The sequence below is a fragment of the uncultured Paracoccus sp. genome (assembly GCF_937873615.1).
GTDB lineage: Bacteria > Pseudomonadota > Alphaproteobacteria > Rhodobacterales > Rhodobacteraceae > Paracoccus.
The window spans coordinates 25,904-39,353 of sequence record NZ_CALMYP010000068.1; the positions used below are offsets into that span (position 1 = coordinate 25,904).

15 protein-coding genes are annotated in these 13,450 nt (G+C 61.5%); 6 read left to right on the forward strand and 9 right to left on the reverse strand.

Annotated features, from left to right (window positions below):
- Positions 1-8: 8 nt before the first annotated feature.
- The 7 genes from Q0330_RS17950 to Q0330_RS17980 form a co-directional block, all read right to left on the reverse strand.
- Complete coding sequence (locus Q0330_RS17950) at positions 9-878, reverse strand: ParB/RepB/Spo0J family partition protein (RefSeq protein ID WP_299482848.1); 870 nt, start codon at positions 876-878, stop codon at positions 9-11.
- Positions 875-1,654 (reverse strand): ParA family protein, encoded by a 780-nt coding sequence (locus tag Q0330_RS17955; protein WP_299482851.1) that lies wholly within the window; start codon positions 1,652-1,654, stop codon positions 875-877. Before Q0330_RS17955 ends, Q0330_RS17950 begins: the two co-directional genes overlap by 4 nt.
- The gene (gene rsmG / locus Q0330_RS17960; RefSeq protein WP_299482854.1) at positions 1,647-2,240 is read right to left on the reverse strand and encodes a 16S rRNA (guanine(527)-N(7))-methyltransferase RsmG; all 594 of its coding nucleotides are present in this window, start codon (positions 2,238-2,240) and stop codon (positions 1,647-1,649) included. The genes Q0330_RS17955 and rsmG overlap by 8 nt, the downstream gene beginning before the upstream one ends.
- The gene (gene mnmG, locus Q0330_RS17965; RefSeq protein ID WP_299482857.1) at positions 2,237-4,078 is read right to left on the reverse strand and encodes a tRNA uridine-5-carboxymethylaminomethyl(34) synthesis enzyme MnmG; all 1,842 of its coding nucleotides are present in this window, start codon (positions 4,076-4,078) and stop codon (positions 2,237-2,239) included. The genes rsmG and mnmG overlap by 4 nt, the downstream gene beginning before the upstream one ends.
- Before the next feature lie 12 nt (positions 4,079-4,090).
- Positions 4,091-5,350 carry a tRNA uridine-5-carboxymethylaminomethyl(34) synthesis GTPase MnmE gene (mnmE, locus tag Q0330_RS17970; protein ID WP_299482860.1) on the reverse strand — a complete coding sequence of 420 codons (1,260 nt, stop codon included), beginning with the start codon at positions 5,348-5,350 and terminating at the stop codon, positions 4,091-4,093.
- 6 nt (positions 5,351-5,356) lie between these two features.
- Positions 5,357-6,628 carry a transcription termination factor Rho gene (gene rho / locus Q0330_RS17975; RefSeq protein ID WP_299482863.1) on the reverse strand — a complete coding sequence of 424 codons (1,272 nt, stop codon included), beginning with the start codon at positions 6,626-6,628 and terminating at the stop codon, positions 5,357-5,359.
- 142 nt (positions 6,629-6,770) lie between these two features.
- Positions 6,771-7,217, reverse strand: coding sequence for a CopD family protein (locus Q0330_RS17980; protein ID WP_299483222.1), 447 nt, complete (start codon positions 7,215-7,217; stop codon positions 6,771-6,773).
- Positions 7,218-7,586: 369 nt separating this feature from the next.
- Between Q0330_RS17980 and Q0330_RS17985 the strand changes: the two genes are divergently transcribed.
- The 4 genes from Q0330_RS17985 to Q0330_RS18000 are packed head-to-tail and all read left to right on the forward strand — an operon-like array spanning position 7,587 to position 10,708.
- Positions 7,587-8,447: a shikimate dehydrogenase gene (locus Q0330_RS17985; protein ID WP_299482866.1), complete on the forward strand. Its 861-nt coding sequence runs from the start codon at positions 7,587-7,589 to the stop codon at positions 8,445-8,447.
- On the forward strand, positions 8,444-9,043 hold the full coding sequence (coaE, locus tag Q0330_RS17990; protein ID WP_299482869.1) for a dephospho-CoA kinase: 600 nt from the start codon (positions 8,444-8,446) through the stop codon (positions 9,041-9,043). The genes Q0330_RS17985 and coaE overlap by 4 nt, the downstream gene beginning before the upstream one ends.
- Positions 9,036-9,761: a DNA polymerase III subunit epsilon gene (gene dnaQ / locus Q0330_RS17995; protein WP_299482872.1), complete on the forward strand. Its 726-nt coding sequence runs from the start codon at positions 9,036-9,038 to the stop codon at positions 9,759-9,761. Before coaE ends, dnaQ begins: the two co-directional genes overlap by 8 nt.
- A 50-nt stretch (positions 9,762-9,811) precedes the next feature.
- A complete protein-coding gene (locus Q0330_RS18000; RefSeq protein WP_299482875.1) occupies positions 9,812-10,708 on the forward strand; it encodes a YihY/virulence factor BrkB family protein in 897 nt (298 codons plus the stop codon).
- On the opposite strand, the gene Q0330_RS18005 is transcribed toward Q0330_RS18000, so the two are convergent.
- Together Q0330_RS18005 and Q0330_RS18010 are read right to left on the reverse strand one after the other, a co-directional pair.
- Entirely contained in the window at positions 10,705-11,808 is a 1,104-nt protein-coding gene (locus Q0330_RS18005) for a class I SAM-dependent RNA methyltransferase (protein WP_299483225.1), read from the reverse strand. The genes Q0330_RS18000 and Q0330_RS18005 overlap by 4 nt on opposite strands.
- On the reverse strand, positions 11,805-12,608 hold the full coding sequence (locus Q0330_RS18010; protein ID WP_299482878.1) for a response regulator: 804 nt from the start codon (positions 12,606-12,608) through the stop codon (positions 11,805-11,807). Before Q0330_RS18010 ends, Q0330_RS18005 begins: the two co-directional genes overlap by 4 nt.
- A 92-nt stretch (positions 12,609-12,700) precedes the next feature.
- On the opposite strand from Q0330_RS18010, the gene Q0330_RS18015 reads away from it, so the two are divergent.
- A complete protein-coding gene (locus Q0330_RS18015) occupies positions 12,701-12,847 on the forward strand; it encodes a NepR family anti-sigma factor (protein WP_299482881.1) in 147 nt (48 codons plus the stop codon).
- Positions 12,848-12,883: 36 nt separating this feature from the next.
- Positions 12,884-13,441, forward strand: coding sequence for an RNA polymerase sigma factor (locus Q0330_RS18020; RefSeq protein WP_299483228.1), 558 nt, complete (start codon positions 12,884-12,886; stop codon positions 13,439-13,441).
- Positions 13,442-13,450: the final 9 nt, after the last annotated feature.

Genomic DNA, 13,450 nt, shown 5'->3' on the forward strand with positions numbered 1-13,450 from the left:
GAAGCGTATCAGGCACTACCGGCGAGGATCTGGCATAGTTTATCCAACTGCTCCAAATCGCGATAGGTGATCACCATCTGGCCACCCTCCGTTCCGACATGCTTGATCTGGACCCGCATTTTCAGGGCCGCCGACAGGTCCCCTTCCAACGCGCGGGTATCGGCATCCTTTTCCGAAGCCCTGCCAATCCTGGTGGGCGCGGTGGGCTTTTCGCGCATCAAAGCCTCGACCGCGCGAACCGAGAGATCCTTTTCGATAACCTTTCGGGCCAGCGACACGGGGTTTTCCGCCGTCACCAGCGCCCTGGCATGACCGGCTGACAGTTTCTCGTCGCGCACCCATTCCTGGACCTGTTCCGGAAGGTTGAGAAGGCGAAGAAGGTTGGCAATGTGACTGCGGCTTTTGCCGAGTGCCTCGGCCAGTTTTTCCTGCGTATGGCCGAAGCGGGTCATCAGTTGCTTGTAGGATGCGGCCTCGTCGATCGCGTTCAGGTCGGCCCGCTGAATGTTTTCGATGATGGCCACCTCCAGCATCTCTTCATCGCTGAAGCCGCGAAGGAGAACGGGAAGCTCGTGAAGTTGCGCGATCTGCGCCGCGCGCCAGCGGCGTTCGCCGGCAACGATCTGGTAGATATTGGCGTCGTCGGGGTGGCGACGGACGATCAGCGGCTGGATGATCCCTCTGTGCCGGATCGAATCGGCAAGCTCAGTCAGGGCGGCCTGATCGAAGACGCGGCGCGGCTGGTCCGGGTTCGGTGTGATCTGCTCGATGGGAACAGAAAGTGCGCCATCACGCAAAACGGGGTTCTCCTCAGTCTGGAGATCGGCCATCAAGGCGGACAGACCGCGCCCCAGACTGCTTCGCTTGCCTTGGCTCATTGCTGCATCTCCTTCTGGCGGTTCAGGAATTCGTCGGCGAAGGCCTTGTACGCGCGGCTTCCGGTTGACGCAGGATCGTACATCGTGACAGGCAGTCCATGCGAGGGTGCCTCGGAGATGCGGACATTCCGGGGGATTATCGTTTTGTAGACCAATTCCCCAAGTGTTGCGCGCGCATCAGCCTCGACCTGTTGCGACAGATTGTTTCTGCCGTCATACATGGTCAGGACGACACCATCGAGGCGAAGCGCCGGATTTGCGCCCTGCCGAACCTCGCGCACCGTCATCAGAAGTTGCGACAGCCCCTCGAGCGCATAGAACTCTGCCTGGAGTGGGACGAGAACGGAATCGGCCGCGACGAGCGCGTTGACCGTCAGCAGGCCTAGCGCGGGCGGGCAGTCGATCAGAACATAAGACTGGTCGTTCAGCCGATCGATGGCAGCCTTGAGCAGGCGAATGCGGTCAGGCCTGGTGGAAAAATCGATGTCGCCCGAGCTGAGATCCGGTGTCGATGGAATCAGGCTGAGATTATCGATGCTGGTGCCTGTACGAGCCTGTTGCAGATCGTAGCGGCCAGCCAGAACGTCGTAAGAGGTGGCGTCCCTGCCCTTCACCGGGCAACCAACGCCAGTGGAAGCATTACCCTGCGGATCAAGGTCGATGATCAGTGTCGACTTGCCCCGCGCAGCCAGTTCTGCACCCAGGTTGACGGCGGTCGTCGTCTTGCCAACGCCGCCTTTCTGGTTTGCAACGGCAATCACCACGGTATCAGTCATTTCGCCTTATCTCTCTCAGTTTCAATATCGCCGCTTCAGGGTCGGTCTTGCTTTGGTAATGTTGCAGGTCGAAGGACCAGTGCTCTGCCACTTTCGCGACCTCGGCCTTCCAGGATCGTCCCTTCAATAGCCACGCTTCACCATGGCTGGCAAGCTGCCGATGCAGCTGCGGCATCAGGTCGTCAAGCGATGCCAATGCCCTTGCGCTGACATAATTGTGGTTCCCAGGTTCAAGTGCTTCGATTCTCTGGCTTTTCACGGACAGGTTTGGCAGGTTCAAGCTGCGCCGCGCAGTCATGAGGAAGGCAGATTTTCGCTTGTCGCTTTCGACGAGCGTTACCTTGACCGGAAGCTCGCGTAGCAGGATTGCCATGACGACACCCGGTAACCCACCTCCGCTGCCGAGGTCCAGCCAGGAACCGGATTTCGGCTGTGCCAGATCGTAAAGTTGCGCGGAATCGGCAATATGGCGCAGTTCCAGATCCGGCAGCGTTGTGGGCGCAACCAGGTTTATAGATGGATTCCATTTTCGGATGAGTGCCGCGTAAGTTTGCAGCAGATCTTCTGTTTCACGTGAAACATTCATCTGGCGCGGCCAGCCCTTTGTGTCGTCGCAATCAGCAAGGAAAGCGCGGCAGGTGTCATGCCTTCGATCTTCGCCGCAGAAGCGATGGAGCGGGGCTTTATTGCAGCCAGCTTTCCTTGCAGTTCGCGTGAAAGTCCGGGCAGCGTCGCATAGTCCATGTTTTGTGGAAGCGCGATTCCTTCATCACGTTTCAAGACTTCGGCCTCGCGCCGCTGCCGCTCCTCGTATTGAGCGTAAAGGGCGTCGATCTTGACCTGCCGCTCAGTTACCGGATCCCAATTCGGGAGGGTCGTGTCCATCTCCCGAATATCGGCAAGCTCGACATCGACTGTCGCGAGAAGTTCCATGGCCGTGCGACGACGCCCGTCCTTGCCAGCATTGATGCCCGCATCCGTCAACTGCCTGCCAGCATAGTTGGGTTGACTGAGCATTTGCTTGGCATCGCTGAGGCGGTCCATCTTCGCAATAAAACTGGCTCTACGCGCCTCGCCAACGCAGCCCAACTCGATCCCCTTCGGCGTCAAACGCTGATCCGCGTTATCGGCCCGTAACGACAGGCGATATTCGGCGCGCGAGGTGAACATCCTGTAGGGCTCTGTCGCACCACGGCTGGTCAAGTCGTCGACCATGACACCGATATAGGATTCCGAACGGCTGAAGGTGATGGGTTCTTCGTTCGCCGCATTCAGACCTGCGAGAAGCCCCTGAGCCGCCGCTTCCTCATATCCGGTGGTACCGTTGATCTGGCCCGCAAGATACAACCCACGGATATCGCGAAGTTGCAGCGTGCGATCCAGCGATCGGGGATCGACATAGTCATATTCGACCGCATAGCCAGGCTGAAGGATTTCGGCGTTAGCCAAACCGACGATGGAGCGAACGTAGGCCTCCTGAACATCGGTTGGCAGAGATGTCGAGATCCCGTTCGGATAGATAACAGACGTATTCAAACCCTCGGGCTCAAGGAAGATCTGGTGCGAATCCTTGTCGGCAAAGCGATGAATTTTATCCTCGATGGAAGGACAATACCGCGGCCCCACCCCTTCGATGCGGCCGCCATACATTGCAGATCGATGCAGGTTGGCGCGAATAATGTCATGTGTTCGCGCGTTGGTATGCGTAACACCACAGCTGATCTGACGCAGGATCGGCGCGGTGCTCATGAAGGAAAGCAGCTCGGGTTGGTCATCTCCCGGCTGGCTTCCTACAACAGACCAATCGATTGTCCGTCCATCCAAGCGCGGTGGGGTTCCGGTTTTCAGCCTTCCAAAGGTAACACCAAGCTCACGAACGTCCTCAGCCAACCGAGACGAAGCCTTGTCACCCCAACGACCGGCCCGGCGCTGCTCCTCACCGATATGGATAAGACCGTTCAGGAATGTGCCGGTAGTCAGAATGACGTTTGACGCATGAAGGTTGTCGTCGACAAGCCGGACACCCTCGACCGCGCCGTTGCGAACGATCAGCCCGGTGACCTCCGACAAGATCGGTGTTATCGCCGGATATCCCTTGATCGCCAGATTGGCTGCCGACCGGTACGCTTCCCGATCAGCCTGTGTTCTCGGACCCTGCACAGCCGGGCCCTTCCGCCGGTTCAGCAACCGAAATTGGATGCCCGCCGCATCGGCCAATTTCCCCATCAGCCCGTCCAACGCATCAATCTCGCGAACCAGGTGACCCTTTCCCAGACCGCCAATCGCCGGATTGCAGGACATCGTACCGAAGTCGCGGGCCGACATGGTCACCAACGCGACCTGCTTGCCCATGCGCGCAGCCGCCGCCGCCGCCTCAACACCGGCATGTCCGCCGCCAATCACGATGACATCGAAATGTTTCACGTGAAACACTCCCTATTTTCCGACGCAGAACTTGCTGAACACGCGACCAAGATAATCCTCAACGTCGACCTTGCCAACCAGTCGCTCAAGATGATGTGCCGCCTCGCGCAGCGCCTCCATCTTCAGCTCCGCCGGCAATCCTTCGGCAAGGGACAGCGCAGCAACGGCATCCGACATTGCATCTGCCTGCCGGACATGGCTGGCCAACCCGACCCCAGAAACACGATCTCTCAATATCCCGAACACGCGATCCAGCAGCTCACCGATACCCGCACCAGTCTTGCTGGAGATGGCGCCGGGAACACCGGTGATGTCCCCCATGGTTTCAATATGCAGATCGTCGTCAGCTGCCAGATGCGCAACCTCACTTGGGATCTCGCCCAGGAATATCCGCAGATCTGCATCCTGCGCCCGCGCCCGGGTTCGCTCGATCCCGATGACTTCGACCGAATCGTCTGTCTGCCGCACACCGGCCGTATCCAGAAACGTCACTGGCAGCCCGTGCAGGTCGGCACGAAACTCCACCACATCGCGCGTCGTCCCGGCCTGGTCGGTCACAATCGCAATATCCCGCCGCGCCATCGCATTCATCAGAGAAGACTTGCCCGCGTTCGGGGCACCGACCAACGCCACCTCAAAACCGTTCCGCAATCGCTCATTGGCCGGAAAGGCCGCAAGCTGATCTGAGATAGAGGCCCGCACCCTCTCGATCAGCCCATCCAGATCCGCCAGCACGTCGTCAGGGATCTCTTCATCGGCAAAATCGATGGAGGCCGTGATCATGGCGCCGGCTTCGACAAGGCTGTCACGCCACTCATCCGCCAGTCGGCCCAACGCCCCCGTGCTTGTCGAGACAGCAAGTTTACGCTGCGCCTCCGTCTCGGCCGACAGAAGGTCCGAAAGCCCCTCGACCTCCACCAGGCCGAGTCGCCCGGACAGGAACGCACGCAGTGTAAACTCGCCCGCCTCTGCCTGCCGCAACCCCCGGTCACGCAATGCAGCTTCCAACCGCTTCACCACAACAGGCGCACCGTGCAGATGAATTTCGCAGCTTTCCTGACCGGTGAAACTGGCCCCGCCATCGAAGCGCAGAACCAGCGCCGTGTCGATCAGATCGTCACCATCTCGAACGGCGCGGAAATAGCCGTGCCGCGCCTCAGGCAGCGGCCCGCAAAGCTCTTCCGTAACGCGCCGCGCATCCGGCCCGCTCAGCCGAATGATCGACACCCCTCCCCGACCGGGCGGGGTCGCTTCTGCGAAGATCGTATCCACGACACATCACGCGTTCATGGATTCGAAGAAATCGGAATTGTTCTTGGTCTGCTTCAACTTCGAGATCAGGAATTCGATCGCGTCGGTGGTGCCCATCGGGTTCAGGATACGCCGCAGCAGATAGGTCTTCTGCAGATCCTTCGAATCCACCAGAAGCTCCTCCTTCCGCGTCCCGGACTTGAGGATATCCATCGCCGGGAAGACCCGCTTGTCGGCCACTTTCCGATCCAGCACGATCTCGCTGTTACCGGTGCCCTTGAATTCCTCGAAGATCACCTCGTCCATGCGCGACCCGGTATCGATCAGCGCCGTGGCAATGATCGTCAGCGAGCCGCCTTCTTCGATATTCCGCGCCGCGCCGAAAAAGCGCTTCGGCCTCTGCAGGGCGTTCGCATCGACACCACCTGTCAGCACCTTGCCCGACGACGGCACCACGGTATTGAAGGCCCTACCAAGTCTGGTGATCGAATCGAGAAGGATCACAACATCTCGCTTATGCTCGACCAGGCGCTTCGCCTTTTCGATGACCATCTCGGACACCGCGACGTGCCGACTGGCCGGCTCATCAAAGGTCGAACTGACAACCTCCCCCTTCACCGAACGCTGCATATCCGTCACCTCTTCCGGACGCTCGTCGATCAGCAGCACGATCAGGTAGCATTCGGGGTGATTCCTGGCGATCGAATGGGCGATGTTCTGGAGAAGCACCGTCTTACCGGTTCGCGGCGGTGCCACGATCAGCGAGCGTTGCCCTTTCCCGATCGGCGCCACCAGGTCGATGATCCGCGCCGAGCGATCCTTGATCGTCGGATCGTCGATCTCCATCTGCAGCCGCTCATTCGGATAGAGCGGCGTCAGGTTATCGAAAGCAACCTTGTGACGCGCGGTCTCGGGATCTTCGAAATTGATCTTCTCGACCTTGGTCAATGCGAAATAGCGTTCGTTCTCGCCCGGCGCCCGGATCACACCTTCGACTGTGTCCCCAGTCCGCAGGCTGTGCTGGCGGATCATGTCCGGGCTCACATAGATGTCGTCGGGACCCGGCAGATAGTTCGCCTCGGTCGAGCGCAGGAAGCCGAAACCGTCCTGCACCACTTCCAGCACACCGTCGCCGCCGATCTCGTAACCGTCCTCTGCATGCTCTTTCAGGATCGAGAACATCATCTCGCCCTTGCGCATGGTCGAGGCGTTCTCGATCTCCCATTCCTCGGCCATGGCCAAAAGGTCCTTGGGACTTTTCGCCTTCAGATCGAACAGGTTCAAACGTTCTTCGCTCATAGCATCACCGCAAATCACCCATCGAACCGTGGGTAATATCTAAATCTCATGGAAAATATCCGCACCGGACGGCCGGATCGTTGCGCGCCGCATAGCTGAAAGCGCGATTCGAGTCAATCTTTCGAAGACATGGCGCCTCGGCCTAGAACTTCAAGATCACCGAGAGGACGATGATGACCATGAGCAGCGTCGGCAATTCGTTCATTATCCGATAGCTGCGACCGCTCAATCCCTGACCTTCCGCCAGAAGCCGCCGTTGCGCCGACAGCCACATGTGAAACCAGGTCATTGCCAAAACCCCACCAGCCTTGGTCCAAGGCCAGAGCATCGACCAATCGACGATTCCAGGGGTCAAGACGAGCGCCAGTCCACAAAGCCAGCTGACAACCATTGCAGGGTTCATGATCAACCGCAGCAGCTTGTCTTCCATGATCCGGAACGATGCTGCGGGTTCCTCACCCGACTGCCCTCTCTCAGCATGATAGACAAACAGTCTCGGCAAATAGAACAACCCGGCCATCCATGACAGCACGGCCATGACATGCAGGGATTTTACCCAAGGATAGACAGAGGCCAGAACTTCACCCATGACAGCTTCTTTAATCATATAGAAAGAAAGAAGAAAGAAGATGTGGTTGTAAGGCTTGTGGACGACAGGATTAACCGCATCTTCAAGGATTATCCACATACTCGGCTCATCAATGTGATGAATAAATACAATATAATCAATAAATTGATAACAATCAGATACACTGTCCACAGGATGTGGAATACGAGATCAGCGCCATTCCTATGTGGATGAGTTGTCTTGGTTCTCGATTGGTTCTCAACACTTATCCAAAGGTCGGAAGACTGGCAAAACCGCCCCTGGCGTTATCCACAGACCTGCCCACACTCTGCTGCCTGTTCGGTCCGCTTTTGTCTTCCATGATCCGAAAACACGGGCTACCAAGACGCTATGACAGCGGATGAGACCAACCCGATATCGCCGGATGTCCGGCATGTGCCTCTCGCCGGGGTCATTGGCTGGCCGATTGCACATTCGCGCTCGCCCTTGCTGCATGGGCACTGGCTCAAGCGATATGGGCTTCCGGGCGAATATATCGCCATGCCGGTTCGCCCCGAAAACCTGGCCGAGGTTCTGCGCATCCTGCCGAAGATGGGCTTCGTTGGCGTGAACCTGACCATTCCGCACAAGGAGGCGGTGCTGCAGATTGCCGATATCGTCACCGACCGGGCGGCGCTGATCGGCGCGGCGAATACGCTGATCTTCCATGAGGACGGCAAGATCCACGCCGACAATACGGACGGCTACGGCTTCATCACCAATCTTCAGCAAAGCGCGCCGGATTGGCGGGCCGACCAGGGTGCGGCGGCGGTGATCGGTGCCGGCGGTGCGGCACGCGCCGTAGTCGCCTCGCTTCTGGAAAGCGGTGTGCCGGAACTCAGGATCGCCAACCGCACCAGGATCAGGGCTGAGCAGATCAAGGCCGAATTCGGCGCCAAGGTCGTTGTCTATGACTGGGCGCAGGTCGGCAATATGCTCGACGGGGCGCGGACCGTGGTCAACGCGACCTCGATGGGCATGACCGGGAAATCGCCCCTGCGGGTGCCGCTGGACGCGCTCAGCCCCGATGCGCTGGCAACCGACCTCGTCTATACGCCGCTGATGACCGATTTCCTGACCGAGGCGCAGGCACGCGGCTGTCAGGTCGTCGACGGGCTTGGCATGTTGCTGCATCAGGGCGCCCCGGGCTTTGAGCGCTGGTTCGGTCGCCGCCCCGAGGTTGACGAGGCCCTGCGCCAGGCGGTGCTGTGAGCTTTCGGCTGGGACTGACCGGCTCGATCGGCATGGGCAAGTCCACGGCGGCGCAGATGTTCATCGCCCGCGGTTATCCGCTCTGGGATGCCGATGCCGCCGTGCACCGGCTTTATGCGCCCGGCGGGGCGGCGGTTGCACCCGTTTCTGCCGCCTTTCCAACGGCTTTGCTGGATGGCGGCATCGATCGCGCTGCGCTGAAAGCGGTGCTTGCGGCGGATCCGGGCGCGCTTGCGCGGCTGGAAGCCATTGTGCATCCGCTCGTCGCTGCGGATCGCGCGGCTTTCATCGAACAGGCCCGCCAGAACGATGCGCGCATTGTCGTCCTCGATATCCCGCTTCTTTTCGAGACTGGGGCGGAAACCCAGATGGACGGTGTCGCCGTCGTCTCGACCGATGCCGCGACCCAGCGCGCGCGGGTTCTGGCCCGACCCGGCATGACCGAGGACGCGTTCGAAATGATCCTGTCGCGGCAGATGCCCGATGCCGAAAAGCGCGCCCGCGCCGACTGGATCATCCCCAGCGACACGATGCAGGGTGCCGAAGATGCCGTCGCGGCGATCTGCGCCGAGATACTGGAGGGACAGGATGCGTGAAATCGTGATGGATACCGAGACCACCGGTCTCGACCCCGCCACCGGCGACCGGCTGGTCGAAATCGGGGCGGTTGAGCTTATGAACCATCTGCCGACCGGGCGCACCTTTCACAAATACATCAACCCCCAGCGCGACGTGCCCGAGGGTGCGGTGGCCGTGCACGGGCTGACGGCCGAATTCCTCAGCGACAAGCCGCTGTTTGCGGATGTGGCAGGCGAGTTTCTGGATTTCATCGGCACCGGCACCAAGCTGGTCATCCACAATGCCAGCTTCGACATGAAATTCCTCAATGCCGAGCTGAAGATGTGTGGCAGGCCCGCCCTGCCTTGGTCGCGGGCGCTGGACACACTGGCGCTGGCACGCGAGAAATTCCCCGGCGCGCAGAACTCGCTCGATGCGCTCTGCCGGCGCTTCGGTATCGACAATTCGGCTCGGACGCTGCATGGCGCGCTGCTGGACAGCGAGATTCTGGCGGATGTCTATCTGGAACTGATCGGTGGCCGGCAGCCCGATCTGGTTCTTGCCGCGCCCGAAACGCGGCCCGCCACAGGCAACGCCGGTCCTTTGCGCGCCGTATCGGGCGGCCCGGCCCGGCAACGACCCGTGCCGCTGGCAGGCCGGCTGAGCGAGGCCGAGATTGCCGCACATCGCGAATTCGTTCAGAAAATCGGCGAAAAGGCGGTCTGGATGCGCTATATGGGCGACGCGGACGGTTGAATTCCGCGTCCCGACCGCCAAGACTGCGGCAAGTGGTACAGGCAGGCAGTATGGGCAGCGTATTCGCGCCGATTCGGGAAATCTGGCGCTTCATCATGGCCTTGGGCGATCGTATGGACAAGATCCATATGGGCCTGATCTCGGCCGGGGTGGCCTTCTATGCCATGTTTGCGGTCTTCCCGGGGCTTGCCGCCATCATTGCCTTCTGGGGTCTCTGGTATGACCCGACAGTCATTCAGGATTACGTCCATGTGGCCGAGGAATTCGTGCCACCCGAGGCCATGCAGATCGTGAAATCCCAGGTCGATGCGCTGGTGTCCGGCGGGCGCACCCAGCTTGGCTGGACCACCTTCGTGTCCTTCATGATCGCCACCGTGGCGGCGCGGGCCGGGGTGAATGCGCTGGTGCGCGGGCTGAACGCGGCTTACGGGGTGCGCGCCCATTCGACAGTCGTCGGCTTCTTTCTGGCCTATGTGCTGACGCTGGCCATTGTCGGCATCGTCTTCGTCGGGCTGGTCACCATCGTTGTCGTGCCCATCGTTCTCAGCCTGTTCGAGCTTGGCCCCTTCAACGCCCTGCTGATCCGGGGCCTGCCCTGGGGCGGGATGCTGCTGATCGTGATGATCGGGATCGGCGTGCTTTACCGCTATGGCCCCAATGTCCGCAGGCCGCGCACGCCGATCTTCACCTGGGGTTCGGTGGTGGCGACCATAGCCTGGGGCCTCGCCTCGCTGGCATTCTCGGCCTATCTGGGGAGTTTTAACAGCTATAACCGCATCTACGGCTCCATCGGGGCCGTGGTGGCGCTGCTGATGTGGTTCTATCTTGCCGCTTTCTCGGTCATGCTGGGCGCGATCTTCAATGTCGAGTTGCGCCGCCGTCGCCGTGTCGCCGCCGCGCGCGAAGCGCGCAAATCCCTGCGGGACCAGGTCCGTCAACCCGGTTAAAGCGGGCCGGTCTGGTAAAGGCGGATCTTCAACCCGCCATGGGCGACATAGGGGCCGGGCTCGCGGAACGGCAGCCCGGTCGCCTTGGCAAGCGCGGGTTCCGAGGTCACGATCCCCACCCGCCAACCTTTGAAACGGCTGCGCAACGCCTCGCCCATGGCGGCATGAAGGCCGAACAGCGGACCCTTGTTACCGATGCGCGCGCCATAGGGCGGGTTGATGATGACAAGGCCGGGCGGGCCTTGGGGCGGCACAGCATCGGTCACCTGCCCTTGGGCGAAATCGCACCACTCCGCCACGCCGGCCCGGTCGGCATTGGCGATGCTCATGCGGATGGCACCCTGATCGCGGTCGGCGCCGGTGAAACGCTGCGCCGGCGCGACCGGGTTGGAAGCCGCCTTCATCGCCGCCCAGGCGTCGGGCTTGAAGCTGGCGAAATCCTCAAAGGCGAAGCGGCGGCTGCGGCCCGGCATCAGCCCGGCCGCGATCTCGGCTGCTTCGATAACGAAAGTGCCAGAGCCGCACATCGGGTCGAAGACCGGTTCGCGCCCGTCATAGCCGCATTCGCGCAGGAAGGCGGCGGCCATGGTTTCGCGCATCGGCGCCTTGGCCACGGCCTCCTTGTGGCCGCGCTTGTGCAGGCTCTCGCCCGAACTGTCGAGGCTGATCACCGCCAGATCGTCCTCGATCCGCAGCTTGACGACGATGGCGGCATCTTTGCTGATGGGCGCGCCCAGTTCCTCGCCAAGGGCGCGCTCGATCCGCTGCGCTGCCGCGCCGGCATGATAGATGCGGGATTTGCGGCAGGTGGCCTCGACCCGGACCGGGATGTCGGGGCGCAGCACCTCGCCCCAGGGAAATTTCCGCGCCCGCTTGTCCAGCTGCGCCAGATGCAGGGCACGGAACTCGCCGATGCGGACCAGCACCCGGGTCGCGCAGCGCAGCGCCAGATTGGCCCGCCAGACTTCCGACCAACCGCCCCGCGTCTCGACCCCGCCGGGTACGATTACCGGATCGGCGAAGCCGGCCGCGCGTGCCTCTTCGGCCAGCGGCTGTTCCAGCCCCGGCGTGGCGACAAGGAAGATGCCAAGATCGCTCAGTTGGCTTCCAGCCCCTCGGTCGAGGCGAAGAACATCGCCTGGCTCAGTGCCGAACTGACCTGATCCTCGGTATAGGGTTTCGAGATCAGGAAGGCCGGTTCCGGGCGGTCGCCGGTCAGCAGGCGCTCGGGGAAGGCGGTGATGAAGATTACCGGCATATGACCAAGCGAGGCCAGCAATTCGTTCACCGCATCCACCCCCGAGGAGCCGTCGGCCAGCTGGATATCGGCCAGGATCAGGTCGGGCCGGATCTCGTTGGCCAGTTGGATGGCGGCGGAATGGGTGCGGGCGATGCCGGTCACCTCGTGACCCATGGCCTGCACGATGCCCTTCAGGTCCATGGCGATGATGGTCTCGTCCTCGATCACCATGACCCGGCCGCGCAGGGCGCTGCCCATCTCGGTCATGGCCGTGCTCAGCAGGCCCTCGGCATCGGCGGTCGAAATCTGCATGACCTGCGCGATTTCGCCGGGGCGCATTCCCTCGATCGTGTTCAGAAGCAGCGCCTCGCGCGAATTCGGCGTCAGCGCCGACAGATGTGCCTGGGCGCGGGCGCCACGGGCGCCGCCATCGGCCTCGGCCACGGGCTGGCCGCTGGACTGCCAGATCGCATGGAAGGCGCGAAACAGGCCGATGCGCAGGTCGATCTCGTTCAGCAGGCTGCGGTCGGCAAGAATGGCTTCCAGCGTCGCCGCCGCGTAATTGTCGCCGGCGGTCTGGCTGCCGGTCAGGGCGCGGGCATAGCGGCGAAGGAAGGGAAGTTCCTGCCCGATGGACTTGGCAAGCTCGGCGGAAGACATGTAAACCCCTATCGTACCGGCTCCTGGTGGAACCAGTCCATGATCTATCGGTTGAGCGGCATGCGCACAAGACAGTCGGGATTAATCAAGGTATGACGGCAAAGCGGGAAGAGCGTAAGAAGACCGCGCTCGAAAAGCAGATCGACGAGAACCTGAAGCGGGTCTACCAGGAAGAGCTGAAGGAAGAGGTTCCCGACCGCTTCCTGGACCTGCTGCAGCAATTGCGCGATCAGGGGTGAGCGATGCCGGATAAAGCAAAACGCTCGCCGGCGCAGATGTCCGGTGCCTCGCCGCGCGACGAGCTGGTCGATCACCTGCCCGCCCTGCGCGCCTTCGCGCTGTCGCTGACCCGCGAAGGGTCCTCGGCCGACGATCTGGTGCAGGACACCATCGTCAAGGCCTGGACCAATATGGACAAGTTTCAGGCCGGCACCAACCTGCGCGCCTGGCTGTTCACGATCCTGCGCAACACGTTCTATTCCGCCCGCCGCAAGACAAGGCGCGAGGTTTCGGATGCCGATGGCATCCATGCCGCGCGGCTGGCCACCCGGCCCGAGCATGACGGTCGCCTTGCGCTCAACGATTTCCGCACCGCCTTCGCCCAGCTTCCCGATGAGCAGCGCGAGGCCTTGATTCTGGTCGGCGCCTCGGGCTTTTCCTATGAGGAGGCGGCCGAGATGACCGGCGTTGCCGTCGGCACGGTGAAATCGCGCGCCAATCGGGGCCGTCGCCGGCTGGCCGAACTGTTGCATCTGGAAGATGGCGAAGAGCTGGAGATGACCGACCGCGCCACGCTGGCGGCGATGGCCTCGAACGCGCCCGTCATGCGCTAGGTCAGGGTC

Bases quoted from the DNA above. Each gene is read 5' to 3' on its own strand.
- Q0330_RS17950 (WP_299482848.1), bottom strand. From the start codon at position 878: ATGAGCCAAGGCAAGCGAAGCAGTCTGGGGCGCGGTCTGTCCGCCTTG.
- Q0330_RS17955 (WP_299482851.1), bottom strand. From the start codon at position 1,654: ATGACTGATACCGTGGTGATTGCCGTTGCAAACCAGAAAGGCGGCGTT.
- rsmG (WP_299482854.1), bottom strand. From the start codon at position 2,240: ATGAATGTTTCACGTGAAACAGAAGATCTGCTGCAAACTTACGCGGCA.
- rho (WP_299482863.1), bottom strand. From the start codon at position 6,628: ATGAGCGAAGAACGTTTGAACCTGTTCGATCTGAAGGCGAAAAGTCCC.
- Q0330_RS17980 (WP_299483222.1), bottom strand. From the start codon at position 7,217: ATGGGTGAAGTTCTGGCCTCTGTCTATCCTTGGGTAAAATCCCTGCAT.
- Q0330_RS17985 (WP_299482866.1), top strand. From the start codon at position 7,587: ATGACAGCGGATGAGACCAACCCGATATCGCCGGATGTCCGGCATGTG.
- dnaQ (WP_299482872.1), top strand. From the start codon at position 9,036: ATGCGTGAAATCGTGATGGATACCGAGACCACCGGTCTCGACCCCGCC.
- Q0330_RS18000 (WP_299482875.1), top strand. From the start codon at position 9,812: ATGGGCAGCGTATTCGCGCCGATTCGGGAAATCTGGCGCTTCATCATG.
- Q0330_RS18010 (WP_299482878.1), bottom strand. From the start codon at position 12,608: ATGTCTTCCGCCGAGCTTGCCAAGTCCATCGGGCAGGAACTTCCCTTC.
- Q0330_RS18015 (WP_299482881.1), top strand. From the start codon at position 12,701: ATGACGGCAAAGCGGGAAGAGCGTAAGAAGACCGCGCTCGAAAAGCAG.
- Q0330_RS18020 (WP_299483228.1), top strand. From the start codon at position 12,884: ATGTCCGGTGCCTCGCCGCGCGACGAGCTGGTCGATCACCTGCCCGCC.